Below are 25290 nucleotides of genomic sequence, written 5' to 3'. Positions count from 1 at the left end.
GGGTCTTCCGGCGACGCTCTCGCACTTGTCGCAGCATCTGCGTTGGGTTCCCAGAATTTAACGCACGACGGCGGCACTTACGGTGAGTGCCGCCGTCGGGCCTCACCCGGGGCTGAAGCCGCCGCCTCCTCGGTTGGCGCCGCGGCGTCGATTGGTGCGTGCGTCCGCCGCGCGAGTGCCAGGCCAAACACGAGCCGGGCCGAATCACAAGGAACCGTCCCATCCCCGGCAGAATCCTCACGTCCGGCAGAAAAGGCAAGACCCTCTCCCACGGATAGTGAGAGAGGGTCGCCGAAAAACCCACATTAAGTGAGAGAGCGTCGGGGGTGCGGTGCGGGGGTGCGGGGGTGGGTGGTGGTGGTGAGGCGCGGGTCAGACTGCGGACGTCGCGGCCGCGGAGTTTTCGGCGTCGGCCATTGCCTTCCACTCGGCCACGCGGGCCTGGTGCAGCGGCGTCCTCCGGACTACGGCGTAGGCCACGCCGAGTACGGCGAACCAAGCCGGGGTAACCAGCAGGGCCGTCAGCGTGTCCGGCTGTGTGGTGAGCGCCCAGATCAGGAAGGCGAAGAAGGCGAAGACCACCCACACCATCGGAATCCCGCCGGGCATCTTGAAGGCGGATGACTTGGCCAGTTCCGGCCGGCGCTTCCGGAACGCCAGGTAGCTGGCCAGGATGATGGACCACACGAACATAAAGCAGACGGCGGAGACGGTGGTGACCATGTCGAACGCCACGCCAACGTCCTTGCCCGCGTACAGCAGCGCCACGCCGGCGAGCAGCAGCACACAGGACAGGAACAGGGCGTTCTGCGGAACCTTGCGGCTCGAGAGGCGGCCGAAGAGCTTCGGGGCGTCGCCGTCGTGGGCCAGTCCGAACACCATGCGTGACGTGGAGTAGATGCCGGAGTTGGCGGAGGACATTGCGGACGTCAGCACCACAAGGTTGACCACCATCGCGGCCATGCCCAGGCCGGCCAGAGAGAACATGCCGATGAACGGGCTGTGGCCGGCCTGGAACTCGGTCCACGGTGTGACGGACATCAGGATGATGAGGGCGCCTACGTAGAAGAGCATCACGCGCAGGGGAATGGCGTTGATGGCGCGGGGCAGGTTGTGCTCCGGGTTTTTGGTTTCGGCGGCAGCGGTGCCCACGAGCTCAATACCAACGAACGCGAAGACGGCGATCTGGAAGCCGGCCACGAAGCCCATGAACTCCTTGGGGAAGAATCCGCCATGGCTCCACAGGTTGGTGAAGCTTGCTGTGCCGGCGTTGGACGTGAAGCCGGTGAAGATCATCACCAGGCCCACGACGATCAGGGCCACAATGGCAACGATCTTGATGAGGGCGAACCAGAACTCGGTCTCACCGAACGCTTTGACGGTTGGCAGGTTGAGCAGCAGCAGGATCACGATGGTGGCAACGCCGGGGATCCACAGCTGGACGCCGGGCCACAGCTCGTTGGCGTAGCCGGCGATCGCAATCACGTCGGCGACGCCCGTCACCACCCAGCAGAACCAGTAGGTCCAGCCGGTGAAGAAGCCGGCCCAGGGGCCCAGCAGATCGCCGGCGAAATCACTGAAGGACTTGTAGTTCAGGTTGGACAGCAGCAGTTGGCCCATGGCGCGCATGACGAAAAACAGCATGAAGCCGATGATCATGTACACAAAGATCACGGAGGGGCCGGCCACGGAAATGGTCTTGCCGGAGCCCATGAACAGGCCGGTGCCAATCGCACCGCCGATGGCCAGGAGCTGGATGTGCCGGTTGCTCAGCGAGCGTGAAAGGTGGGGCTCGCTGTCCCGGCTGGAGGCAGTTCTCTGCCCCGTGGTTGTCTGGTCAGACATGTGCAAAATCCTTCGAGTGGTCCGCCGGTAAGGGTGACGGCGGTTACAAAATCAGCTTTACCACCGTACACCGGCGGCTGTGGAATGCTGGCGGCGTGACCTGGAACCCAGATGCGCCCACCTTTTTGCTGACCGCCGACGTCGACGGCGGGACCTTCCGCCTCCGCGTGGCCGGGAGCCTCCGCGGCCAGGGCATCGGGAACCTGACGGTGCGGTGGGCAATCGACGAGTCCCGGCGTCGTGGTTGCACACTGGTGCAGCTGACCACGCACAAGTCACGGACTGCCGCCACCGGTTCTACCAGCGGCTGGGCTTTGAGGCCGGCCGCGAGGGCATGAAGCTCACGCTCTGAAAAGTGAGAGAGCGTTGCCCGAAAATGCGCAGCAAGTGAGAGAGCGTTGCCTGAAAGTGAGAGAGCGCTGGGCCGCGGCGGCTGTCATGCAGCGGCTCCCGCCGCCTATTGACGGTGCGGGGCACCCGGCGTAGACAAGGCTCTATCTATCCGTTCGCAGGCTGCCATTGTGGGTGGGTCTGTCCGACAAAGGAGTCGTCATGGCGGTCGCAATAATCATGGAGTTTGAAGGCACCACCCTTGACCAATATGACCAGGTCAACAGGTTGATGGGGCTCACCCCGGGCGGAGCCGGCCCGGATGGATCCATCTCTCATTGGGCAACGATGACGGAGAAGGGCCTGCAGGTCACGGACGTCTGGGAGAGCCGTGAGAAGTTCGATGCCTTTGCCCGGGACAAGATGGTCCCGCTCACCACGGAGGCCGGTTTTGCTGGTCCGCCGAAGATGACTTTCCACGAGGTGCACAACTACTTCACTGCCGGCAACGCCTGAAGACAGTCCGACGGCGCGTGGCCGCACCAGGCGGCCACGCGTACCTGCGTACGGCTGCGACTAGGCCTTCTTGGACCCCTTCGGCACAAAGAGCGTCTCGGCCTGCTCCAGGGACATGCCGTTGGTCTCCGGCACCTTGAACATCACAAAGAAGAACGACGCCGCGGCGAACAGCGCGTACATGGCGTAGGTCAGCGGCAGCGACGCGGCGGCCATCACGGGAAAGCTCAGGGTGATGGCAAAGTTGGCCACCCATTGCGCCGCTGCGGCCAGTCCAAGGGCGCGGGCGCGGATCCGGGACGGGAAAATCTCGCCGAGCAGGACCCACACCAGGGGTCCCCAGGAGGCACCGAAGCTGACCACAAAGACGTTGGCTGCCACGAGGGCGATCGGACCCCAGGCGCCCGGCAAGGAGATTTCCGAGCCTGAGCCGACGGCCGAGGAGAACGCCAGCGCCATGGTGCCCAGCGAGACCGCCATGCCGATTGAGCCGGTAAGGAGAATGGGCCGGCGGCCAATCCGGTCCACCAGGGCGATGGCTACCAAGGTCACCAGGATGTTGGTGATGGACGTGGCCACGGAGATGGTGAGCGAGTCCTTCTCCTGGAAACCCACGGCCTTCCACAGGGTGGTGGAGTAGTAGAAGATCACGTTGATGCCCACAAACTGCTGCAGGACGGAGAGGATGATGCCCACCCAGACCACCGCCTGAAGGCCGAACGTCTTGCCGCGGAGCGAGCCCTTCTGGCCGGCCACCTTGTCCTCTTCGATGGCGTCCTGGATCTCGCGGATGTGCCGGTCGGTGTCCTCGGACGGGGCGATGGAGTTGAAGACCTTTCGGGCTTCGTCCTCCTTGCCCTGGAACACCAGGAACCGCGGGGATTCGGGGAGCGTGTAGGCGATCACGCCGTAAACCACGGCAGGAACAGCGGCGGCGAGGAACATCCAGCGCCAGGCTTCCATGCCCAGCCAGAACGCCTGGTCTGCGCCGCCGGCACTGGTGGCAAAGAGTGCGTCGGACAGCAGTGCGGCGAAGATACCCGTAGTGATGGCCAGCTGCTGCAATGAGGCTAGCCTGCCACGGACCTGCCGCGGGGAGATCTCGGAAATGTAGGCCGGCGCGATCACCGATGCCAGGCCAATGCCCAGGCCGCCCACCAGCCGCCAGAAGATCAGGTCCCAGATTCCGAACGCGAAGCCAGTCCCGATCGCGCTGATCAGGAAGAGCAAAGCGCCGATCTTCATCGCGGGGATGCGGCCGTAGCGGTCGGCGACCTTGCCGGCCAGGAAGGCGCCGGCGGCGCAGCCAAGCAGGGCGATCGCCACGGCGAAGCCCGTGACGGCCTCTGAGAGCGCGAACTCATCCTTGATGGCATCCACGGCACCGTTCACCACGGAGGAGTCGAAGCCGAACAGGAAGCCGCCCACCGCGCCTGCGAGTGCCAGCCAGATCACCCGCTGCGGTATTTTGGCGGTTGTCTGCTCCTGGACGGTGGGCATGATGCTCCCTGGGTTTGGGGGTGGGTGGTCGCGGTGCGGACGTCGTCGGCTGCGGTACCGGCTCGAATGACCGGCGCACGCGCGCTAAACAGTGTTGCACGACACCGCCCGGCGTTCCACTTGGCGGACTCCCCCCGGGAAAGGCGCCACGACGACGGCGGAGCGGCCCGCCGTCGTCGTCCTCAGTGCCGGAACCGGCGACTCAGTGGGCTGCCACCGGCTCCTTGGCCGCCTTCGGGTCCGTCAGCTTCTTGTTCGGCAGCGCGAAGCTGATGAGGAAGGCGATGCCCGTGAGAACGGCGGCGGTGAGCATGACGGCGTCGATCGCGTAGGCGAAGCCCTCCGTGATGGGACGGGTGAGCACGCTGTTGGCCGTGTGGAGCCAGCTGGTGTCGTTGAGCGAATCGTTCGACGCGCCGTTCTGGAAGAACTCGTACAGCTTGGCGTTGGCAGGGTCCGCGGCCACGGCCGGGTCCCTGAGAACGGCCTGGTAGTCGGCGCTGGACATGGCCGACTTCATGCTGTCCGCGATCCGGCCTGCCGCCAGGCTGAACAACATGGAGATGAACACGGCAGTACCCACCGCGCCACCCATGGACCGGAAGAACGCTGCGGACGAGGTGCCCACGCCCATGTCCTTCGGCGGCACGGAAACCTGCATGGCCAGGGTAAGCGGCTGCATGCAGAAACCCAGTCCCATGCCGAAGAACACCGCGATCACGCCGGGAACCCAGAGCCCGGTGTCCACGCCCAGGGACAGGCCCATCGTCACGGCGGCAACGGTAAGGATGCCCGTGCCCATGATGGGAAAGATCCGGTAGGTGCCCGACGCTGAAATGGTGCGGCCGGCAGTGATGGACCCGGTCAGGATGCCCACGGTAAATGTGATCATCATGAGCCCCGCTTCGGTGGGCGTCAGTCCCTTGACCAGCTGCAGGTACATCGGAAGCATGGCGATCGCACCGAACATGCCGATGCCGATGATGAAGTTCAGCAGCGAGGACAGTCCGAACGTGGTGTTCCGGAAGAGTCGCAGCGGGATCAGTGCGTAGTCCCCGGCGCGCTTTTCGGCCAGCAGGAACCAGACGATGCCTGCAATGCCCAGTCCGTAGCAGAGGAAGGAGTCCAGCGATGCCCAGCCCCAGCTGCGTCCCTGTTCGGCCACCAGCAGCAGCGGCACAATGGCGAGGGTGATGGCCGCCGCACCCCAGTAGTCGATCTTCTGTTTCATGTGTTTGGCGGGCAGGTGCAGGAACAGGAACACCACGGTCAGGGCAGCCAGTCCAATGGGCAGGTTGATGAAGAACACCCAGCGCCAGCCGTCAAAGCCGAGGATGTTGGCGGACCCGGCGAACGCGCCGCCCACCACGGGGCCGAGGACCGAGGAGATGCCGAACACCGACATGAAGTAGCCCTGGTATTTGGCCCGGTCCTTCAGGGACACGATATCGCCGATGATGGTCAGCGCGAGGGCCAGCAGGCCGCCGGCGCCGAGGCCCTGCACGCCGCGGGCGATGGCCAGTTCCGTCATGGAGTGCACGGAGCCGGCGTACAGCGAACCGGCCAGGAAGATCACGATGGCGGTCAGGTACAGCGGGCGGCGGCCGAAGATGTCGCTGAGCTTGCCGTAGAGGGGTGTGCTGACGGTGGAAGTGATCAGGTAGGCCGTGGTGGCCCATGCCTGAAGGGACAGCCCGTCGAGGTCGTTGGCGATGGTGTAAATCGAGGTGGACACGATGGTCTGGTCCAGGGATGCCAGGAACATGCCCAGCATGAGCCCCACCATCACGGTGACGACCTGACGCTGGGTCAGGGTTTCGCCTGCGGCACGCACGGCGGATGTTTTGGACATGGCTTCTCCAAGGGAAGAAAAATGGTGATTTAAGCTTGATAGTTGCTTTCAGTAACTATGTTACTTCCCTGATTGTTCCCGGGAGCCCCGGTTTCCTGTCCGACCGAATCGAACGGCGGGATCTCCGCGCTAAGCCGGCGCCAAAGCGCCGAGATCCCGCCTATGGATGCAGCCGCGCCTAACGCTCCACGAGGATGCCGTCCGGATCGCACCAGACGGTGACGCCGGAACGGAAGGTCACGCCGTCGATCACCACGTCCACGTCAACCTCGCCGGCGCCCGCCTTGGCGCTCTTGCGCGGGTTGCTGCCCAGCGCCTTGACGCCGAGGTCCAGCCCCGCGATGGCCTCGCGGTCGCGGATGGCGCCGTTGATGACGACGCCGGCCCACCCGTTGGCGACGGCACTCTCGGCAATCATGTCCCCCATCAGGGCCGTGCCCAGGGAACCGCCGCCGTCCACCACCAGGACCGCGCCGTTGCCCGGCGTGGCCAGCGTGGACTTCACCAGGCCGTTGTCCTGGAAGCAGCGGATGGTCCGGACCGGCCCGCTGAAGTGGGAACGCCCGCCCAGGGACTGAAACTGCAGTGACACGGACGCGAGTTCGTCGCCGCGCTCGTCGTACAGGTCGGCAGTGTTGACCGTGTGGTTGGGGCTCGGTGCGGGTGCGTTCATTGCATCTCCAATGTCCGGTGTCATGTTCGGGGCGCCCCGCTGCGCGCCTGCGACATATGACAAGCGGGGCGATCAAGCCCACGATAGTCTGATTTTCAGCATCACCGACCGTTCCAGGGGGAACCTGCCATGAGCCTGCCCGACACACCCGCTGCACCGGATTCCGGCACGGCCTCGGATTCCGGGCCGGCGTTGGATCCCAGCCCGGTAGCGGACCCCCGCCCGGCGTTGGGTCCCAGCCCGGCAGCGGACCGGGCAGCAGCAGAAAGTCCGACGGCGGCGCTCGCCGAGCCGACGCAGAAGGTCACCGCGCGCTGGGTCACCGGACTGGTGCTGGTCAACGTCGGCATCAACGCGGCCTTCTTCGGTCCCCTTAACATTTTTATCGGCCAGCAGGCCATCGGTATCGACGAGGCCAACAAGGAAGCCATCCTGACCCTCGTCACAATGTGTGGCGCCGCAGTGTCGCTGGTGGCCAATCCGCTCTTCGGTGCCCTGTCTGACCGGACGGTCTCAGGCTTCGGCCGGCGTGCGCCGTGGGTTCTGGCGGGCGCAATCCTGGCAACCGCCGCCCTGCTGGCGATGTCCGGCGCTACTGCTGTTGCCCTGATGGTCGTGTTCTGGTGCCTGGTCCAGCTGGGCGCCAACGCCGCGTACGCCGCCATCACCGCCGCCGTCCCGGACAGGGTGCCGGTGCTGCAGCGCGGCGGCGTGGGCGGCCTGGCCGCGATGGGCCAGACGGGCGGCATCCTGCTCGGCGCGGTCTTCGGGGCGGTGGTATCCGGAAACTACATGGTGGGGTACACCATGTGTGCGGCCGCCCTTCTGTTCTCGGTGCTGCCGTACCTCTTCCACCGGAATGACCCGCCGCTGCCCAGGGAGCTCCGGCCGCCGTTCTCGCGGGGCAGCTTCCTGCGCGACTTCTGGATCAGCCCGTCCCGCCACCCGGACTTCGCCTGGGCGTGGCTCACACGCTTCCTGGTCAACGTCTGCAACCAGATGACCATTGTGTACCTGCTCTTTTTCCTCCGGGACGTCCTCAAGCACGAGGACCCGGCAGTGGGGGTCCTGACCCTGACCGGCATTTATGCGGTGATGGTGATGATTACCGCTGTGATCGCGGGGCCGTGGAGCGACAGGCTGGGCCGGCGGAAGCCGTTTGTGATCGGGTCCTCCGCCATCATTGCCGCCGCGGGCCTGACCATGGCTTTCTTCCCCGTGTGGACCGGGGCACTTGTTGGAGCGGGCATCCTGGGCGTGGGGTTCGGCGCCTACCTTGCCGTCGACTTCGCGCTGCTGACGCAGGTACTGCCGCAGGCCGCCGACCGAGGCAAGGACATGGGGGTCATCAACGTCGCCAACTCGCTCCCGCAGGTGTTCGCGCCCGGCCTCGCATTCCTCGCCGTGACGCACTTCGGCGGGTACGTCACGCTGTTCACCACGGCGGCCGTCATTGGCCTGCTGGGCGCCGTGTTCGTGGTCAAGATCAAGGGCGTGGACTGAGGCGTTATCGGCCCGTGCCGTATAGTTGACGCGGACTGCAGGGCGGCCGGGATGGGGATCCGCCGGCTGCTGCACCATAAATTCACTACCCCGGAATGCTGATGCCCGAGACCCTTCCCGACCATCCGCCCATGGCCGCCCGGCCCGCCACCCCACGCCAGAGGCTGCGCTATGCACGCGTCCTCGAATCCGCCGGAGGGTTTGCCCGCAAGGGGCTGGAATCCGTGGACCTCGCGGAAATCTCGGAAAAGTCGGGCGTCCCGCTCGGTACCGTGTACCGGTATTTTCCGTCCCCAACCCATCTCATGCTGTCGCTCTACCGCCAGCAGCTGGACGAGCTTGAGACGCGTGCGCGCACGTCAGCTGCCAGCTTCGGCGGCCGTGCCCTCACCGGCGTGGTTATGGAGATCTTCCACATGCGGGTGATGCAGCCCGCCGTCGAGCAGTGCCTGACGCGCGGCGTGTACCTCAAGGGCAAGGACACCACCGAGCTCCTGCAGGAGATCGATGACCTGAGCGAAAGGGCAGTAGTCACCGCTTCCGACGACGCCGTGGCGGCCCGGGTGCTCCTGCTGACGGTCACTGGTCTGGTCCAGTCCGTCCGCAACCGCCGCCTGTCCCTCTTTGAGGCCGAAGAAGACCTGAAAAAGGCCTGCACCCTGCTTGCCCCCGTGGCACCGAACGGGCAGGCCGCCCGCAAATCGGCGTAACTGGTCTAGACCAATGACCGATTAAATACGTCTTTATGGCGTGATGTGGATCACATTTGAGCGTGCTAAATCGATTTAGCACGGCGGCAAAGTCCCCGCGCTGCCGGTTTCGCCCATAGGCGCTGTTTAGTATTGCAATACCGGAGTGGCTGGCAACCCGCAGCTGCAAGGACTTCACCCCGGACCCGTCACCCTTGGGTCCGCGAAGTGCCGAACCCCACCATCTTGAGCCTCCCTGCGCTTGAGCCATTCTGCGCCGTGCGCCCACGGCTAGCCCCAGGAGACAACGAAGTGTCCATTGACGCAATCGCACCCACTGACAATTCCGCAGCAACGGCCCTGACCGAAGCCGAGATTTTCGATGCCCACCAGGGCGGCAAGCTCTCGGTCACCAGCACCGTTCCGCTGTCCAACAAGCGCGACCTGTCCATCGCCTACACCCCGGGTGTGGCCGAGGTCAGCCGCGCCATCCACGCCAACCCGGAGCTCGCCAAGACCCTCACCTGGGCGCAGCGCCTGGTGGTAGTGGTCAGCGACGGGACCGCCGTTCTTGGCCTGGGCAACATCGGCGCCAGCGCGTCGCTGCCCGTCATGGAGGGCAAGTCCGCCCTGTTCAAGACCTTCGGCGAACTGGATTCCATCCCCCTGGTCCTGAACACCACGGACGTCGACGAGATCGTGGAAACCCTGGTCCGGCTGCGCCCCAGCTTCGGTGCAGTCAACCTCGAGGACATCTCCGCCCCCCGCTGCTTCGAGCTGGAAGAAAAGCTCATCGAGGCCCTGGACTGCCCGGTTATGCACGATGACCAGCACGGCACCGCAGTGGTGGCCCTCGCCGCCCTCACCAACGCCGCCAAGGTCACCGGCCGCGAACTCGCCGGCCTCCGCGTCGTCGTTTCCGGCGCGGGTGCGGCAGGCATCGCGGTCGCGGAAATCCTGTTGACCGCAGGCATCGAGGATGTTGTCCTGCTCGACTCCAAGGGCGTCATCAACAGCGAGCGGGCCGATATTGCGGCCGACACGCAGAGCAAGAAGTCCCGGATGGCGCAGCGCAGCAACCCGCGCGGCGTCACCGGCGGCCCCGGCGAAGCACTGCTCGGCGCCGACGTGTTCATCGGCGTCTCCTCCTCGAAGCTGGACGAAGCGCACCTGAAGCTGATGAACGCCGATTCCATCGTGTTCGCCCTCTCCAACCCGGACCCGGAAGTCCTCCCCGAGGTGGCCGCAAAGTACGCCGCCGTTGTGGCCACCGGACGCAGCGACTTCCCCAACCAGATCAACAACGTGCTGGCATTCCCCGGAATCTTCCGCGGCGCGCTGGACGCCGGCGCCCGCCGGATCACGCCCGCCATGAAGCTTGCCGCGGCACGCGCCATCGCGGAACTGGCCGACGAGGACCTGTCCGCTGATTACATCGTGCCGAGCCCGCTGGACCCGCGCGTTGCCCCCGCAGTGACGGCCGCCGTGGCCGCCGCTGTGGAAGCTGAGTAACCTCCGCAGCCACCCACTGCCCTAACGCCGGACGGCGGCGTCTCTCCTTTCAAAGGTGAGGCGCCGCCGTCGGGCATTAAGCCGGAGTGCCAGCCGGGTGCCGGCCGGTGCACCTGGGCCACCCTAAACTGGGGCACATGAACTCCGAAACCGTTGTAAGCATCCTGTGCGGCGTGGCGATCCTGGTGGGAGTCGCGGGCACCATCATCCCGGTGCTGCCGGGCAGCTTCCTCATCGGACTCAGCCTGCTGGCATGGGCCATCTGGGGCGGCGCCGGAGCGCTGGGCTGGGTGATCTTCGCCGTGGGAATGGTTTTTGTGGTCGCCGGCATGTCGGCCAGCGCCGTGCTGACCGGCCGGAAGCTCAAGCAGCACGGCATCCCCAACCGGAGTGTGGTGGTCGGCCTGATCGCTGGCGTGATCGGCATGTTCATCATCCCCGTCGTGGGGCTCTTTGTTGGGTTCGCCGCCGGCCTGCTGCTCAGCGAGCTTCGCCGGACCCGGCAGATCCGCACGGCGACCACCACCAGCTGGGCTGCCCTGAAAGCCACCGGCCTGGGCATGCTCGCGGAGTTCGGCCTTGCCTGCCTGGCCGCCAGCACCTGGGTGATCGGACTCTGGATCGCGGCTGCTACCTAGCATCGCCACGCAGGCGACCACACCGGGCTGACACGTAGCATGGAGAGATGACCTTGGGGGATGCCAGAGGACCGATCTACCGGGATACCCGTGACCTGACGCCGTTCGGGAATGTCCAACTGCAGACTCCCGTCCGGGAACTCGCAGGCACTGTGGGCGGGCTGATCCACGGCGTGCTGGGCAGGCGGGATGCGGCGCTCCTGGCCGTGGACGGCGAGGTCCCCAGGCTGAAGCTCATGCCGGGCAGGGCGGTCAGGGCAGTCCATGACGCCATCTTCACCAGCAAGGAACCGGACCGGCTCATTGCCGTGGGCCGCACGTATCCCGGCTGGGCGGGCCTATGTTCTGTCATGGCCGGTCTCCTGGCGTACCAGCACGGCGGCTACCTGCGCGCTTCCGAACTCCTGCAGCGGGGCCTGTCCATCAGGAACGACGACGACGCCAACCAGTATGCGGCCACGTATCTGACGCGTGTGGTCACCCGGGTGGAGGTCGCCGAACGCGTCCAAGTCCCCGTGCTCTTCGGTCAGGAGTCCGTCTTCCTGGCGCTGTCGCATTCCTTGCGGGAAACGGGCCAGCTGGAAGCGGCGCTGCAGACAGTAACCGGGTTGCCGCCGTCGCTGCCGTCAGCCCTGGCCCGCTGCTCCCTGGCCTTCGCGCTGGGGCGGGACAAGGAAGTGGTGATCTGGACCGAGGGGCTGTTGAATTCCGACGACCTGTCGGCCGCTTTGCTGCTGCTCCGCGGCCGTGCACTGCGGCGGCTCGGCGCCCACTCGAAGGCGCAGGAGGCTCTCCAGGAGGTGCTCCGCCGTCGTAAAACCGACCCCGTGCTCCGCAACGATGCCCTGACGGACCGCGCGCTGCTGGTGCTGGACAACGGCAGGAGGTCCCTCAACCCGCGGGACTGGCTCCGGGGCCGGCCGGCGGAGCTGGAAACCTTCGAGGTGATCCGCAAGGACGTGGACGAGCGCAGGCTGTGGGAGCAGGAGTGGGAAAACCTGGACGGGAAATAGGCTTCCGGTCCGCGGACGCCTTGTGGGGCTCCCCGCGGCGGGGTACAACGGAGGCATGAGCGACGCAGCCAGGTCCTGGATGGAAAAGTACATCGCGGCGTGGACCACCAACGAGCCCGAGGACATCCGGGCGCTGTTTACCGAGGAAGCCGTCTACGCCACCCGGCCGCATGACAAGGCTCCGTGGCGGGGCCGCGAGCAAATCGTGGACCGCTGGCTGGTTGAGCGGGACGAACCCGACGAATGGACCTTCGACTGGACGCTGCTGGGCACCGACGGTGGGCTGGCTTTTGTGCAGGGCTTCACGCACTATCTGGGCGACCGGCCCAGCTATGACAACCTGTGGGTGATCCGGTTAGAGCCCGACGGGCGCGCCTCCGACTTCACCGAATGGTTCATGGAGCGTGATGTCTAAGCCTGCTGCGTGAGTCCGGCAAGCAGTGGGACAACCTGCTCCGCCAGAAGCACCGCGCCCAGGAGGACCATGATGATGCCGCTGGCCAGCGTCACTGCGCGGGCGGCGCCGGGGCGGGACTGGAGGAGTTTGCGGGCCAGCAGCGCCACGCAGGTGTAGACAGTGCCCGCCAGCAGCACAAACGTCAGGCCCAGCAGCCCGGATTGGACGGGCAGCGGGAGAGTGGCTTCCGGGCTGACGAACTGCGGCACCAGCGCCACATAGAACAGCAGGCCTTTGGGGTTGATGCCGCTGGTGCCCATGCCCTGAAGGAAGGTCCGGAGCTGGTTGGCGGGCTTTCCGACGGCGTCTGCCGCACTGAAGGAGGCGCCGCGCCAGGAGCGGAGGGTGCTGATGCCCAGCCACAGCAGGTATCCGGCCCCGGCGACGGTGAGCCAGCCGAGGAGGCCGGGCATTCCGGACAGCAGGGCCGCGAGACCAACCACCATCAGCAGCGTGTGCAGGACATACCCGCCGCAAAGTCCGGCCACGGCCGGAACAAAGCTGCGCTGCCGAAGCCCTGCGCTGATGGAGTAGGCCCAGTCCACGCCGGGGGTGCAGGCGAGGGCGGCCGCCACGAGCACAAAGGCGAAAAACAACTGGGGGTTCATGGCGGGCTCCTGTCCGATGGCTACAGGACAAACCCTATGAATTTTCCGGCCATAAGTGCTTACCAATTTCGCCGCGACTGGCGCCTTATGGGTAAGATTATTGCGTGATTGACCATATCGACAGGAATATTTTGCGCCACCTCAAACAGGATGGCCGAATGACTGCCACGGCCCTGGCCGCCAAGGTGGGTTTGACGGTGGCGCCTTGCCACCGGAGGCTGCGTGACCTTGAGGCTTCGGGAGTGATCCGCGGTTACAAGGCGGACATCGATCCGGCCGCCGTCGGCCTGGGTTTTGAGGCGATTGTGTTTGTCACGTTGCGCCAGGTGGACCGCTCCACGATGGAGGTTTTTGAGAACCGTGTGGCGGATACGCCCAACATTGTGGAGGCGCAGCGGCTCTTCGGTTCGCCGGACTACCTGCTGAAGGTCATTGCCGAGGACCTGCCGGCCTATCAGCGTTTCTACGACGCCGAGCTCACTTCACTTCCCGGCGTGGAGCGGTTGACGTCCACGCTGGTGATGAAGAACCTTAAGTCCAACACCGGTCCGCCGGTCTAACTGCAACGCGGGGTTACTCAATGCCGTTCCGGAGCCCTTCTTTTGGCCGCTACTGACCCCGCGTTGCACCGCAGTCGATTGGCTGTCGGGGGTTTAGTCCTTCAGCAGCCCCGTGGTCCTGTACGGGATGACCTCGCGCAGGAACATGCTTGTTGACGTGCGGACGATCCCCGGGCAGAGGCGGATTTCCTCTGACACGCGGTAGAGATCGTCCGGGCTGGTTGCCACCACCCGGATCAGCAGGTCGGTGTCGCCGGCGGGGGCGTGGCACTCAAGGACTTCGGGGATCTCGCGGAGGGCGGCGATGGCTTCATTGAGATGGCTTTGGTCCAGTTCGGCGCTCACGGCGGCTGCGACCCCGCGGCCAAGGGCGGCGGGCAGGACGCGGCTGCTGTTGGGGCGGAGCGCCCCCGACGCCGTCATCCGCTCCAGGCGGGACTGTACGGTCCCGCGCGCAAGGCCAAGCCGTTGGGCCAGGACCATGATCGGAACGCGCGGGTCCTCGTCCAGGGCGTTGAGGATCCGCTTGTCAGTTACGTCCAATTCCTGCAATCTGATCATTTCCTGTCGCTGTCCGGGGCTCGTATTGGTCAGTCTGACCATTGATTCTCGGGTCGGTTGCGCCAACTGTAAGGTGTCTGCTCAAATAATGGCAACAAGCAGGAAACAGGCTACCGCCCATCCCGCTGGCTTACAGGCTCACCGGCACACCACCCGGAACCTGGACACAGCCTCCCGCAAGGGGGCCGCCGCTGATGACACTTGTTCACACCACGGTCATTCTGCAAACACGGCAAGAGCCCCTGAACTCCCGGGCGTCGGATCCTCCGGCGTCATCGGTAGCTGAGGGGCTCTTGTGTTGTCCGTCCGTCCTGCCGCAACGCGGGGTCACTTCCTGCCCCTCCGGAGCTCTTAAAGTCAACTGGTCGTTGCAACAGTTGGAGGTCATGCCGCGGCGGCGATGAGTTGGCGCATGCGTTGTTTAGGGGTTTCGAGGTCCAGGGTTGGGCGGGGCCGGTTGTTGAGTTTGTCGGCGATGGTGTCAAGGTCCTCGGCTGTGAAGGCCGAAAGGTCTGTGCCTTTTTCGAACCAGTGCCGCAGCAGCCGGTTGGTATTTCGTTGGTGCCGCGCTGCCAGGGTGAGTGCGGGTCGCAGAAGTAAACCCCCGCGTCCAGGGCCATCTGGATGCGGGGGTACTGGGTCATCTCCACCCCCCGATCCCAGGTCACAGTTTTGACCAGCTGGTCCGGGAGCCGGCGCATCTGGGCAATCATGGCATCGGCGACTTCCTGTGCGGTGTGCCGGCCTGGAAGGTGCAGGAGCATCGTGAACCGGGTGCTCCGCTCGACCAGGGTGCCTATGGCGCTGTGGTTGTCCTTGCCAAGGATAAGGTCCCCTTCCCAATGTCCTGGAACGGCCCGGTCAGCGACCTGTGCGGGACGTTCAGAAATCTTTGGAGCATCCCGGTAAGGATGGCCGACGTTTCCCCGCGGCCGTTCCCCGCGCGGGGTCCGTTTGCTCCTGCTGGTGCTTAGGCACCGGTACAGATCCTTGCGCAGTTCGCCCCGGCCCTGAACGTAGAGGCTCCGATAGATCGTTTCGTGGCTGACCTGCATGTTCTCATCGTGGCTGAAGGTTTGCTTCAGGACCAAGGACACCAGCTTTGGGGACCAGCCATCATCCATGGCATCTTCTACGTATGTGGCCAGCTCCGGGTGCTGAAGCCGGAAGGCCTTCGGGCGCCTGGCGCGCTGATGGGCGCGTACCTGGGCCACTTCGGCCTGGTACGTCCCATCGGTGCACTGGTTCCGGCTTACCTCCCTCCACACCACCGACCTGTCCCTGCCGATCTCCCGCCCGATAGCCGCAACCGTGGCCCCCTCGCGGAACCGGATCATGATTATCGTCCGGTCCACCAGATCAAGCCGATTGGATCCCGCCCGAACAGCCGGCACCGGGCCACCTTCAACACCGCCGTTGACACCCATACGCATCCGCATGCCGCCAGTCTTACCCAGCCAACGCTGGGTAGTGCTGCGCCACACCCCAATCCGGGCAGATGCCTCCTTCACCGTCACCCCGCGGCGCAGGAGCGAAAAGAACTCATCCTTCAACACATCAGACGCTGGATAACCACTCGGCATTTGCAACCTCCAAATAATCAGAATGTTGCAACGACCGTATGATTTTGCCGCTCCATATCGGGCCGTAACTGACCCCGCGTTGTCCCTGTGCGTAGGGTTGAATCATGACTCGTGCCGGACGCTTCGCCCCCAGCCCCTCCGGTGAACTCCATGTCGGTAATCTCCGCACCGCCATTCTTGCCTGGCTGTTCGCCCGCTCCACGGGGCGGGACTTTCTGCTGCGCATTGAGGACCTGGACCGCGCACGTGCCGGTGCGGAGGCTGAGCAGCTCCGCGATCTGGCGGCCATCGGCGTGACTTGGGACGGCGCCGTCGTCCGCCAGACAGAGCGCACCGCGGTGTACGACGACGCCGTTGACCAGTTGTCCGCCGCGGGCCTGACGTATGAGTGCTTCTGCACGCGCCGCGAAATCCAGGAGGCGCCATCGGCGCCGCACGCACCGCAGGGTGCCTATCCGGGCACGTGCCGCAACCTGGATCCGGCAGAGCTGGAGTACAAACGTTCCACGCGGCCGGCGGCCATCAGGCTCCGCGCGGACGTCACGGAATACACCGTGCACGACGTCCTGTGCGGGGAATTCACCGGGGTTGTCGATGACTTCGTCCTGCGCCGCAACGACGGTGTGACCGCCTACAACCTGGCGGTGGTGGTGGACGATGCCGCCCAGGGGATAGATCAGGTAGTCCGCGGCGACGATCTCCTGCCCTCCACTCCCCGGCAGGCCTACCTCGCCTCACTGCTGCATATGCCGGTTCCGGAATATGCACATGTGCCGCTGGTGGTGAATTCCGGCGGCGCCCGGCTGGCCAAGCGCGACGGTGCCGTTACGCTGGCCGACCTCGCGCTCGCCGGTGCTACTGAAACGGAGGTCCGCGACCTCATCCTCCAGTCCCTGGGCCTGCCCGCAGGGACTTTGGAACAAGCGCTCGCTGCGTTCCGGCCCGCCGACCTTCCCCGCGGGCCGTGGGTGTGGACGGGCATAGGGGTCCTGCCCCTGGCCGATTAACCCTGGCCCGCGGAGAGCTTCCGAAGATCGTTCTTCCGGATTTTCCCGCTGGCAGTGCGCGGCATTTCGTCCACGAACACCACTGACTTGGGGATTTTGTAACGCGCCAGCCTTCCCTCAAGATGCGTCCGCAGCTCGGCCTCGGTGAGCTGGGCGCCCTCACGCAGGAGGACGACGGCTCGCGGGACTTCACCCCACTTCTCGTCGGCGACGCCGATGACGGCCACGCTGCCCACTGCATCCAGTTCGGTGATGGCCTGCTCCACCTCGGCCGGATAGATGTTTTCGCCGCCGGAGATGATCATGTCCTTGAGGCGGTCGGACACAAACACAAAGCCGTCCTTGTCCTTGTAGCCCATATCGCCGGACTTGAACCATCCGCCTGCGTCATAGGACTCGGCACTTGCCGCGGGCCGGTTCCAGTATTCGTGGATCACATTGGGGCCCTTGATCTGGATCTCGCCCACAGATCCCGCAGGGGCCACCGTCCCGTCGAAGTCGGCGATCCGCACATCCGTGAAGAAATGCGGGAGCCCGGAGGAGCCAGCCTTTTCCCGGGACCGGGCCGCGGGCAGGGTGGTGGCCCCCGGCGCGGTCTCCGTCATGCCATAGCCGTTGGAGAAGCGCAGGCCCCGCTGTTCATAGGCCTCCAGCACCCGCAGGGGAACAGCCGACCCGCCGCACGTTAGCTTGTTCAACGAACTCAGCTCGGTGGTGTCCCAGGCCGGATGCTCGCACAGCATCTGATACGTGGTGGGTACGCCGCTGATAGTTGTGGCACGATGCTTTTCGATCAGCTCCAGAGTCCGTGCGGGATCGAACCTGGGCTCGAGAACCACCGTCCCGCCCTTGAGGAGCGTGGGGAGGACACCCATGTCCAGGGAAGCCACGTGGAACATCGGCGAGATCATCAGCGCGACATCCGTGGAAACAAAGTCGAAGTCGACGATGACGTTCATGCAGTTCCACACGATGTTCCCGTGCGTCAGCAGCGCCCCCTTGGGGTTCCCGGTGGTGCCGGAGGTGTAGAGAATCATGGCACCGTCGGCCAGGTCCACCGCTTCATCAACGTACTGGTCCCCTCCTGAGGCGAGCACCGCGTCGAAGTCTTCCGCCGCCGTCGTGCTTTGTCCGCCGGCACTCCCGGAGGTAACCGCGCCGTCGGTGGAATCATCCACCGAGATGCGACGGTTCACTCCCGTGCCCGACGCTCCGGCGGCGGCGAGGAGATCCAGGCTCCCGGCATGGATCAATGTTTCCGTTCCACAGTCCTGAAGCTGGAACTGGATCTCCGGCGGGGCCAGCCGGGTATTGAGGGGGACGAAGATGGCTCCCAGCTGTCCGCACGCGAAGAGCGTTTCAAGGAATGACGGGTGGTTGTCCCCGAGGTAGGCCACCCGGTCCCCCCGGCTGACCCCGCCGTCCCGGAGGGCGTTGGCCAGCCGGACGCTCCGGTCAGCGAGTTGCTCGTAGCTGAGTTCCCGGTCCCCGTTGATGAGCGCTGTCTTGCTGCCGGACTTGGGGCGGCGCCGCTCCAGCCACGAGCCGATACCGAAGTTCTCCATGGCGGATCCTTTCTACTGTGAGGTTAGTCCGTGGTGGCGGAGGGGGAGAAGGCCATCAGGACTTCACCGTGAGGAGGTCGTTGTTCTTGGGTTCCCGGGTGAGCAGGATGAACACGATGGAAACCACGGACATGATGGCCAGATAGGTGACCACCGAGGACGTGTTCTGCCCCGAATCCTTGAAGATCTGGGCCACGATGCCCGGGGTGAAGCCGGCGCCCAGGAGGGTTGCCAGTTGATAGCCCAGTGAAGCGCCGGTGTAGCGGGATGTGGTTCCGAACTGTTCGGACACGAAGGCCGCCAGGGGGCCGAACAGGGTGGAGTGGATCATCAGGCCGATCGCAAAGGCAACGAAGATCAGCATGATGTTGTTCGAGGACAGCAGCGAAAACATGGGGATCAGGTAAATGATGAACAGCACCAGGCCGCCGATCATCACCGGGCGCCGGCCAAGTTTGTCGGAGAGCTTGCCGCCCAGGATGACGAACACGATGGACAGTGCTGACGCTGCGGCAAAGGCGTACAGCACACCCTGCCGGTCCGCGCCCTTGGACACGGCATACGTGACCGAGAACGTCGCCAGCACAACCTGGAGTGCGAATCCGGCGGCACCGGCCAGCATGGTGAAGATCAGGGTCTTGGGACGCCGCAGAACCAGCAGCAGCGGAATGTCACGCTTGAGGGTGATGCCTGCCCGGGTGGCTGCCTGTTCGGCCATTGCCTTCTCAGCCTTCTCTTGTTCCAGTGCAGCCTTGAAGATGGGGCTTTCGGAGACCTTCAGGCGGACGAACATGCCCACGCCCAGCAGGACGAAGGAGAGCAGGAACGGCACGCGCCAGCCCCAGCTGAGGAACTGGTCATTGGGCAGGGCAGCGAATGCGCCCATGGCGAGTGTGCCGAGGACGGCGCCAGTGGGAGCGCCTGCGTTCACGAAGGACGCAGCGAAGCCACGCTTGCCGGATTCGGAATGCTCCAGCGCCATCAGTGCTGCGCCGCCCCACTCCCCGCCCACGGCAATGCCCTGGAAGACGCGGAGGATTACCAGGAGCACCGCGCCCCAGGGGCCTGCCACGGAGGCGTCGGGTACCACGCCGATCAGTGTGGACGCGATGCCCATCATCAGCATGGAGATGATCAGCATGTTCTTGCGGCCGAGCTTGTCGCCGAAGTGGCCGAAGATGATGCCGCCCAGGGGGCGGGCTACATAGCCGGCGGCGAACGTGCCGTAGGCGGCCACAACGCCCACCCAGTCGTCCATTCCGCTGAAGAAGACCTTCGGGAACACTACGGCGGCGGCGGTGGCGTAAAGCAGGAAGTCGTAGTACTCGATGGTGCTGCCCAGGTAGCTGGAGGCGATGACGGTGCGTGCTTCCTTGCGACGCTCGGCAGTGCCCAGGGCTTGCAGCTGGTTGAGTCCGGACATGGTTGTTCCTTTGAAAAAAGTGCGCGGAGGGGTGGTTACTTGTAGAACCGGGCCAGGAATTCGGCGACGACAGCGGGGCGTTCCTGGCCTTCGATCTCGATGGTGCTCGCGACCTTGATCTGGGCGCCGCCCTTGACCTCGGTGACGTCGGCGATGGTGGCCTGCATGCGGATCCGCGAGCCGACCTTCACCGGCGACGTGAAACGGACCTTGTCCAGGCCGTAGTTGACCTTGGTGGTGACGCCTTCGACGTCGAACAGCTCGCCCCAGAACGGGATGATGAGCGAGAGGGTAAGGAAGCCGTGGGCGATGGGGGCCCCGAACGGGCCGTCCTTGGCTCGCTCCGGATCCACATGGATCCACTGGTCGTCACCGGTGGCGTCAGCGAATTTGTTGATCTGCTCCTGCGTGATCTCGATGTATTCGGTAACGCCCAGGTCGGTGCCGGAAAGGGTGAGCAGTTTGTCGAAGTCGACGACGAGATTGGGCATCTTTGCCTCCTGGTTGGGTTTGGTTCGGGGTTAGTAGTTGAAAGCACGACGGCGGGTGCCGGGTTCCGTGCTTGAGCGCTGGTCAGCGGGTGAAGGCGCTTTCGCCGGTCAGGGCGCGGCCCACAATGAGCGCATTGATCTCATGGGTGCCTTCGTAGGAATAGACGGCTTCGGCGTCCGCATGGAAGCGGGCAACGTCGGTGTCGAGGGTGATGCCGTTGCCGCCCACAACCTCGCGGGCCAACGCCACGGTTTCGCGCATCAGCAGGGACGTCTGCATCTTCGCCAGGGCTGAGTCCTGGTCGCGGTAGATGCCTTTGGCCTGCTGTTCGGTCAACCGGACCACCAACGACAGGGAGGAGGTGATGTTGCCGAGCATCCGGGCCAGTTTCTCCTGGACCAGTTGGAACGAGCCAAGGCTGCGGCCGAACTGTTGGCGTTCGTTGACATAGGCCAGGGCGGCTTCGAAGGCGCCGGCCTGGATGCCGGTGGCGATCCACGCGACGTCCGAGCGCATGGCCCGCAGCATCGCTGCGACGTCGCGGAAGGAGTTCACGTTGTGCAGGCGCATGGCTTCGGGCACCCTGACCCCGGTGAGGGTGATGTGGGCGTTCTGCATCATCCGCAGGGACGTCTTGCCGTGGATCTTCTCCAGTGCCACGCCCGGGGCCTCGCGCTCGACGAGGAACGCTTTCACCTGCCCGTCCGCCACGTCCCGGGCGAACACGGCCAGGACGTCTGCGGTGGACGCGCCGCCGATCCAGCGCTTCGCGCCGTCCAGGACCCAGCCGTCGCCTTCGCGGCGTGCGGTGGTGGACAGTCCGCCGGCGATGTCCGAACCGTGCTCCGGCTCGGTCAGGGAGAAGACACCCTTGAGGGAGAAGTCGATGACCTTGGGCATCCACTCCTGCTGCTGCGCCTCTGAGGCCCCCACGCGGATGGCCGTGCGGAAGAGCCCTGCCTGCGACGTGTACCAGGTTGCCAGTGAAGCGTCCGTGCGTGCGAGTTCGAAGATCCGGAACCCTTGGTAGATACCCCGGGCAGGAACTCGTCCTGCACCCGGGGCGCCCGTCGGTTCGGCAGGTTCCGTCAGTTCGGCCGGCTCCATCAGGTCCAGGTCGATCAGCGGCTGCGCGAGTTCAGTGGGAAATTCGCCGCGCTCCCAGTGGTCCGCCAGCAGCGGATGTGCCTTCTCGTCAAGGAAGGTGCGGAGCCTGCCCAGGACCCGGCGCTCGCTGTCGGTCAGGAGGGACTCCGCATCGTAGAAGTCCGAGAATCGATAGAGGCGTTCTTGTCCCTCTCCGGGAGGCATGGCACCCACTGAGGGTTCCACCGTCGTCGTGCCCATCTCAGGCTCCCAGTCCCAGCAGTCGGACGGCGTTGTCCTTAAGGATTTTGGGCCGGACCTCGTCCTTGAGTGGGAGGTCCGCGAACGCGCCGAGCCATTTCTGCGGGGTGATGAGTGGGAAGTCGGTGCCGAAGAGGACCTTGTCCTGCAGGACCGAGTTGGACATCCGCACCAGGGACTCAGGGAAGTACTTCGGCGACCAGCCGGACAGGTCAATGAAGACATTCGATTTGTGTGTCGCGATGGAGTTGGCCTCGTCCTGCCATGGAACGGAAGGGTGCGCCATGATGATCTGCAGTTCCGGGAAATCCGCGGCGACGGCGTCCAGCAGGAGCGGGTTGGAGTAGGCAAGCTTGATGCCGTATCCGCCCGGGAGGCCTGCGCCCATGCCGTTCTGTCCGGTGTGGAAGATCGCGGGCAGCCCGAGCTCCTGGAGGGTGTCCCAGAGCGGGTAGAACCGCTCGTTGGAAGGGTCGAAGCCCTGCAGGGACGGGTGGAACTTGAAGCCCCGGGCACCGAGCTCGATGGCCTGGTGCTTGGCGCCGGCAATCGCATCTTCCCCGGTGCGGGGGTCCACGCTGCCGAAGGGAATCAGCACGTCGTTGTTCTTCGCCGCGCCGGCGATCAGCTCCGGGATGCTGTTCGGCTCGTGCTTGAGCTGGGTGCGTGCGTCCACGGTGAACACGACGGCGGCCATGTTCAGTTCGCGGTAGATCTCCGCGATGCGGTCCAGCGAGGGGGTGCGGTCCTCGGCTTTGAAGTACTTCGCGGACGCCTCGGTCAGGGTCTGTGGCAGTGATTCGTGGCCGTGGCCATCCACCTCCAGGTGAACGTGCATGTCAATCGCATCGAGTTTGGCGGCATCGATGCCCAGTTCATAACGCATATGGATTTCCTTAGCAGTCAGTGGCCGGCGCGCAGTGGACTAGCGTGCCGGGGCCGGCTCGGGCTTGAGCTCCTCCGGCAGCGGCAGGAATTCCTCGCCGTAGCTCTGGAGTGTGTCAGCGCTGAACAGCTCACCGGCGTTCTCGCGCAGGGCTTCGTAGCTCCAGCCGCCGTCGCGGTATTCGGTGGTCGCTGGCTCCGGGTGGGTCCAGACCTGCAGCCGGTCGCCGCCGGCTCCGATCGCCTGTCCGGTGATGTTGGCGGCCTCGTCGGAGGCGAGGAACGCAATGAGGCCCGCGACGTCGCCGGCCGTTCCGAAGCCGAGGTCGTGCCGGAAGAAGGATGGCATGGCCTCGCCGCGCTCGTCGGCTTCCACGGCCTTTTGGAAGTAGGGGACGGTCTTGGTCATGGCGGTGGCGGCAACCGGGATGACGGAGTTGACGGTCACGCCGGCCTTCTTCATTTCCAGCGCCCAGGTGCGGACCATGCCCACGATGCCCGCCTTGGCTGCGGCGTAGTTGGTCTGGCCAAAGTTGCCGCGCTGACCCGTCGGGGAACCGATGGTGATGATCCGGCCTTGGACGTTGTTCTCCTTGAAGTGGGCGAAGGCCTCCCGGACGCAGGTGAAGGTGCCCTTGAGGTGGACGTTGATCACGAGGTCGAAGTCCTCGTCGGACATCTTCAGCAGGCTCTTGTCCCGCAGGATCCCGGCATTGGTGACCAGAATATCCAAGCGGCCGTAAGCTTCGACCGCTCCGGCCACCAGCGCCTTGGCGGCTTCGGTGCTGCCCACGGGGGCGACCACGGCGGTGGCCCGGCCGCCGTCGGCCTCAATCTGTGCCACAGCCTGCGCAGCGGTCTCCGCGTTCACGTCGTTGATGACGACGGCGGCACCTTGGCGGGCGAGTTCGCGGGCATAGGCGAGGCCAAGACCCTGACCGCTTCCGGTGACGATTGCTACTTTGCCTGACAGGCTCATTGCTGCTCCTTTGCTAGCTGACCATGTTCACCTTGCCGTCCGGCATGGGATGCTGTTCTGTATCCATGAGAATATGGATTGTTGTAGAAGTCAATGATTTATTTTGAAAACTATCTGGAGTGACATGACCATCGAAGTGCAGGGAGCAAAGCAGGGCAGCGTCGAGGACAAGTTGGTGGCCGCTTCGATCACTAGCGACATGGGATTCCTGCTGGCAAAACTGCACGCAGCGGGGTCCGTGCTCAACAACCGGGCCCTCGCCGCTTTTGATCTCAAGGAGCGCTCGTATTCGGTGCTGATCCTCGCGAACAGCGGCCTCGAACCAACCCAGCGGGAGCTCGCCGATTTCTTGAGCTTGGATCCGAGCCAGATCGTGGCCCTGGTGGATGAGCTGGAGAAGCGGAGACTGGTGGTCCGGGCTCCCGGCAAGCTGGACCGCAGGGCCAAGACCGTGACTGCTACTGCGGCGGGCGCCAAACTCCACGAGCGTGCTTCTGAGGCGGCCGCGCAGGCCGAGGCCGAGGCGCTGCAAGGCCTCGAGACCGCTGAAGTGGCCACCCTGAAGGCGCTGCTGCGCAAGGCGCTGTGGGGCGGTGCAGTGTAAGGGGCCGTACGGCGGTGCGGTCTATGGGGCCGTAGGCTTGGACTATGTCAGACCAGCACTCCATGGAGCACAGCGCCAGGCCCAGATTCACTGTTGAGACCGCAAAGGTCCTGGCGGAGGTTGCCCACAACCGGCAGAAGGACAAACTCAAACGCCCTTACCGCGAACACGTCATCGCCGTAGGGGACGCATTGGCTGATTTCGACGATGACATCCGGATTGCAGGCTACCTCCACGACATCGCCGAGGACACCCCGATCACCCGGCAGGCACTTCTGGAGATGGGCGTTTCTGAGCGGTCAGCGGACATCATCGAGCGGGTTACCAACCGGCTGCACGACAATCCGGATAACTACCAGGCTGGCATCCGCTACATCGCTGAGGACCACGACGCCGCCCTCGTGAAGATCGCGGACAACGCCCACAATTCCCTGCCGGAACGTGTCAAGGCACTGGCCGAGAAATGGCCGGACAAGCCCCCGGTCACCAAGTACCGGGACGCCCGGCCGGTGCTGTATGCCGCCGTGGAGACCGAGGAAATCCGCAATATTCTGGCCCGCGTGAACCCGTGGCTGCTCGAAGAGCTTGATGCCCGGCTCGATGAGGAAGACGACACCGACTACGAGAACCTCACCTACGAGTCCTAGCGGACGTCCTTCCAGAGGCCCGTTCCCGCGCCCGTGGTCATGGACGATGCGTGACTCGGCGTCGAAGAGCATGGTGGTCGGGCCCGTCTGGTCGTACGACCTAATCAGCCAGTGCTGCCGGCCGGCGAACGCGCGCCGCTGCCCGCCAGCGGCTGTTCAGTGAGCCAGAGGAAGTCAGGTACGGAGGCAAACGCGACCGGCTCCGGTTTCTGGAGACGACGTCGCAGCCACGCCAGCTCCTGCCAGGGATCAGCCGGAACCGGTTTTTCGGACGTGAACTCGGACGGGAACTCGGATGGGCATTCGGACAGGCTTTCGGGCAGGGAAAGGCCACGGTCCCCATAGGGCAGTAGATCCACAATCTGGTCTGGCCAGGTAGGTGGTTCCCAGTCGGGGTGTTCGCTGGTGTAGTGGCGGCCGGTGGGTGAGATCCAGCCGGGTGGTTCGGTTTTGGTGGCTTCGGTGGGTTTCCAGGGTGTGGTGTGTTTGAGCCGGTGGTGG

The 25290-nt window shown here is 65.0% G+C and carries 23 protein-coding genes and 3 pseudogenes; 12 read left to right on the top strand and 14 right to left on the bottom strand.

The genetic code is table 11. The features are described from left to right. Positions 1-372 precede the first annotated feature (372 nt). Complete coding sequence (locus tag IAQ70_RS20570) at positions 373-1845, bottom strand: amino acid permease (protein WP_190991763.1); 1473 nt, start codon at positions 1843-1845, stop codon at positions 373-375. 161 nt (positions 1846-2006) lie between these two features. Between IAQ70_RS20570 and IAQ70_RS22935 the strand changes: the two are divergent. Then, positions 2007-2197: pseudogene (locus IAQ70_RS22935) on the top strand (GNAT family N-acetyltransferase); the annotation flags it as partial. A 200-nt stretch (positions 2198-2397) separates the two neighbouring features. Continuing rightward, positions 2398-2691 (top strand): hypothetical protein, encoded by a 294-nt coding sequence (locus tag IAQ70_RS20560; RefSeq protein WP_190991761.1) that lies wholly within the window; start codon positions 2398-2400, stop codon positions 2689-2691. 60 nt (positions 2692-2751) lie between these two features. Here the strand turns inward: IAQ70_RS20560 and IAQ70_RS20555 are convergent, their stop codons facing one another. The 3 genes from IAQ70_RS20555 to rraA form a co-directional block, all read right to left on the bottom strand. Then, positions 2752-4191 carry a sugar porter family MFS transporter gene (locus IAQ70_RS20555; RefSeq protein WP_190991759.1) on the bottom strand — a complete coding sequence of 480 codons (1440 nt, stop codon included), beginning with the start codon at positions 4189-4191 and terminating at the stop codon, positions 2752-2754. Between the two features lie 202 nt (positions 4192-4393). Then, the gene (locus IAQ70_RS20550) at positions 4394-6043 is read right to left on the bottom strand and encodes an MDR family MFS transporter (RefSeq protein WP_190991756.1); all 1650 of its coding nucleotides are present in this window, start codon (positions 6041-6043) and stop codon (positions 4394-4396) included. A gap of 178 nt (positions 6044-6221) precedes the next feature. Continuing rightward, on the bottom strand, positions 6222-6716 hold the full coding sequence (rraA, locus tag IAQ70_RS20545) for a ribonuclease E activity regulator RraA (RefSeq protein WP_190991754.1): 495 nt from the start codon (positions 6714-6716) through the stop codon (positions 6222-6224). 129 nt (positions 6717-6845) lie between these two features. On the opposite strand from rraA, the gene IAQ70_RS20540 reads away from it, so the two are divergent. From IAQ70_RS20540 to IAQ70_RS20515, 6 genes are all read left to right on the top strand, one after another. Continuing rightward, complete coding sequence (locus IAQ70_RS20540; RefSeq protein ID WP_190991752.1) at positions 6846-8219, top strand: MFS transporter; 1374 nt, start codon at positions 6846-6848, stop codon at positions 8217-8219. Between the two features lie 101 nt (positions 8220-8320). Beyond that, positions 8321-8929 carry a TetR/AcrR family transcriptional regulator gene (locus IAQ70_RS20535; protein ID WP_190991750.1) on the top strand — a complete coding sequence of 203 codons (609 nt, stop codon included), beginning with the start codon at positions 8321-8323 and terminating at the stop codon, positions 8927-8929. Between the two features lie 291 nt (positions 8930-9220). Next, a complete protein-coding gene (locus IAQ70_RS20530; protein ID WP_190991748.1) occupies positions 9221-10420 on the top strand; it encodes an NAD(P)-dependent malic enzyme in 1200 nt (399 codons plus the stop codon). A gap of 137 nt (positions 10421-10557) precedes the next feature. Beyond that, a complete protein-coding gene (locus IAQ70_RS20525) occupies positions 10558-11058 on the top strand; it encodes a DUF456 domain-containing protein (protein ID WP_190991746.1) in 501 nt (166 codons plus the stop codon). Between the two features lie 47 nt (positions 11059-11105). After that, on the top strand, positions 11106-12071 hold the full coding sequence (locus IAQ70_RS20520) for a hypothetical protein (RefSeq protein WP_190991744.1): 966 nt from the start codon (positions 11106-11108) through the stop codon (positions 12069-12071). Positions 12072-12126: 55 nt separating this feature from the next. After that, positions 12127-12486, top strand: a complete 360-nt coding sequence (locus IAQ70_RS20515; protein WP_190991742.1) for a nuclear transport factor 2 family protein — start codon at positions 12127-12129, stop codon at positions 12484-12486. On the opposite strand, the gene IAQ70_RS20510 is transcribed toward IAQ70_RS20515, so the two are convergent. Continuing rightward, entirely contained in the window at positions 12483-13136 is a 654-nt protein-coding gene (locus IAQ70_RS20510) for a LysE family translocator (RefSeq protein ID WP_190991740.1), read from the bottom strand. The genes IAQ70_RS20515 and IAQ70_RS20510 overlap by 4 nt on opposite strands. A gap of 104 nt (positions 13137-13240) precedes the next feature. Here IAQ70_RS20510 and IAQ70_RS20505 point away from each other — a divergent pair, with 104 nt between their 5' ends. Then, positions 13241-13696 carry an Lrp/AsnC family transcriptional regulator gene (locus IAQ70_RS20505; RefSeq protein ID WP_190991738.1) on the top strand — a complete coding sequence of 152 codons (456 nt, stop codon included), beginning with the start codon at positions 13241-13243 and terminating at the stop codon, positions 13694-13696. A gap of 93 nt (positions 13697-13789) precedes the next feature. Here the strand turns inward: IAQ70_RS20505 and IAQ70_RS20500 are convergent, their stop codons facing one another. Together IAQ70_RS20500 and IAQ70_RS20495 are read right to left on the bottom strand one after the other, a co-directional pair. Continuing rightward, positions 13790-14257 (bottom strand): Lrp/AsnC family transcriptional regulator, encoded by a 468-nt coding sequence (locus IAQ70_RS20500; protein ID WP_190991736.1) that lies wholly within the window; start codon positions 14255-14257, stop codon positions 13790-13792. Positions 14258-14641: 384 nt separating this feature from the next. Then, positions 14642-15840: pseudogene (locus tag IAQ70_RS20495) on the bottom strand (IS30 family transposase). 104 nt (positions 15841-15944) lie between these two features. Between IAQ70_RS20495 and gluQRS the strand changes: the two are divergent. Next, positions 15945-16847, top strand: coding sequence for a tRNA glutamyl-Q(34) synthetase GluQRS (gene gluQRS, locus IAQ70_RS20490; protein ID WP_190991734.1), 903 nt, complete (start codon positions 15945-15947; stop codon positions 16845-16847). Here the strand turns inward: gluQRS and menE are convergent. From menE to IAQ70_RS20460, 6 genes are all read right to left on the bottom strand, one after another. After that, complete coding sequence (gene menE, locus IAQ70_RS20485; protein ID WP_190991732.1) at positions 16844-18412, bottom strand: o-succinylbenzoate--CoA ligase; 1569 nt, start codon at positions 18410-18412, stop codon at positions 16844-16846. The genes gluQRS and menE overlap by 4 nt on opposite strands. 55 nt (positions 18413-18467) lie before the next feature. Further along, complete coding sequence (locus tag IAQ70_RS20480; RefSeq protein ID WP_190991730.1) at positions 18468-19835, bottom strand: MFS transporter; 1368 nt, start codon at positions 19833-19835, stop codon at positions 18468-18470. Between the two features lie 35 nt (positions 19836-19870). After that, on the bottom strand, positions 19871-20326 hold the full coding sequence (locus tag IAQ70_RS20475; RefSeq protein WP_190991728.1) for a MaoC family dehydratase: 456 nt from the start codon (positions 20324-20326) through the stop codon (positions 19871-19873). Between the two features lie 82 nt (positions 20327-20408). Then, positions 20409-21674, bottom strand: a complete 1266-nt coding sequence (locus IAQ70_RS20470; protein ID WP_190991726.1) for an acyl-CoA dehydrogenase family protein — start codon at positions 21672-21674, stop codon at positions 20409-20411. 1 nt (position 21675) lies between these two features. Then, on the bottom strand, positions 21676-22560 hold the full coding sequence (locus IAQ70_RS20465; protein WP_190991724.1) for an amidohydrolase family protein: 885 nt from the start codon (positions 22558-22560) through the stop codon (positions 21676-21678). A gap of 39 nt (positions 22561-22599) precedes the next feature. Continuing rightward, positions 22600-23538: an SDR family NAD(P)-dependent oxidoreductase gene (locus IAQ70_RS20460; protein ID WP_190991722.1), complete on the bottom strand. Its 939-nt coding sequence runs from the start codon at positions 23536-23538 to the stop codon at positions 22600-22602. A 124-nt stretch (positions 23539-23662) separates the two neighbouring features. Between IAQ70_RS20460 and IAQ70_RS20455 the strand changes: the two genes are divergently transcribed. Beyond that, complete coding sequence (locus IAQ70_RS20455) at positions 23663-24142, top strand: MarR family winged helix-turn-helix transcriptional regulator (protein ID WP_190991720.1); 480 nt, start codon at positions 23663-23665, stop codon at positions 24140-24142. A gap of 44 nt (positions 24143-24186) precedes the next feature. After that, the gene (locus IAQ70_RS20450; protein ID WP_190991718.1) at positions 24187-24789 is read left to right on the top strand and encodes a phosphohydrolase; all 603 of its coding nucleotides are present in this window, start codon (positions 24187-24189) and stop codon (positions 24787-24789) included. Between the two features lie 104 nt (positions 24790-24893). Here the strand turns inward: IAQ70_RS20450 and IAQ70_RS22930 are convergent. Continuing rightward, positions 24894-25290: pseudogene (locus IAQ70_RS22930) on the bottom strand (hypothetical protein); the annotation flags it as partial.

Origin of the sequence: Pseudarthrobacter sulfonivorans (assembly GCF_014712225.1) — a bacterium.
Classification (GTDB): domain Bacteria; phylum Actinomycetota; class Actinomycetes; order Actinomycetales; family Micrococcaceae; genus Arthrobacter; species Arthrobacter sulfonivorans.
Note: the sequence above shows the minus strand (reverse complement) of the source record. Positions and strands in the feature narration are given on the sequence as shown.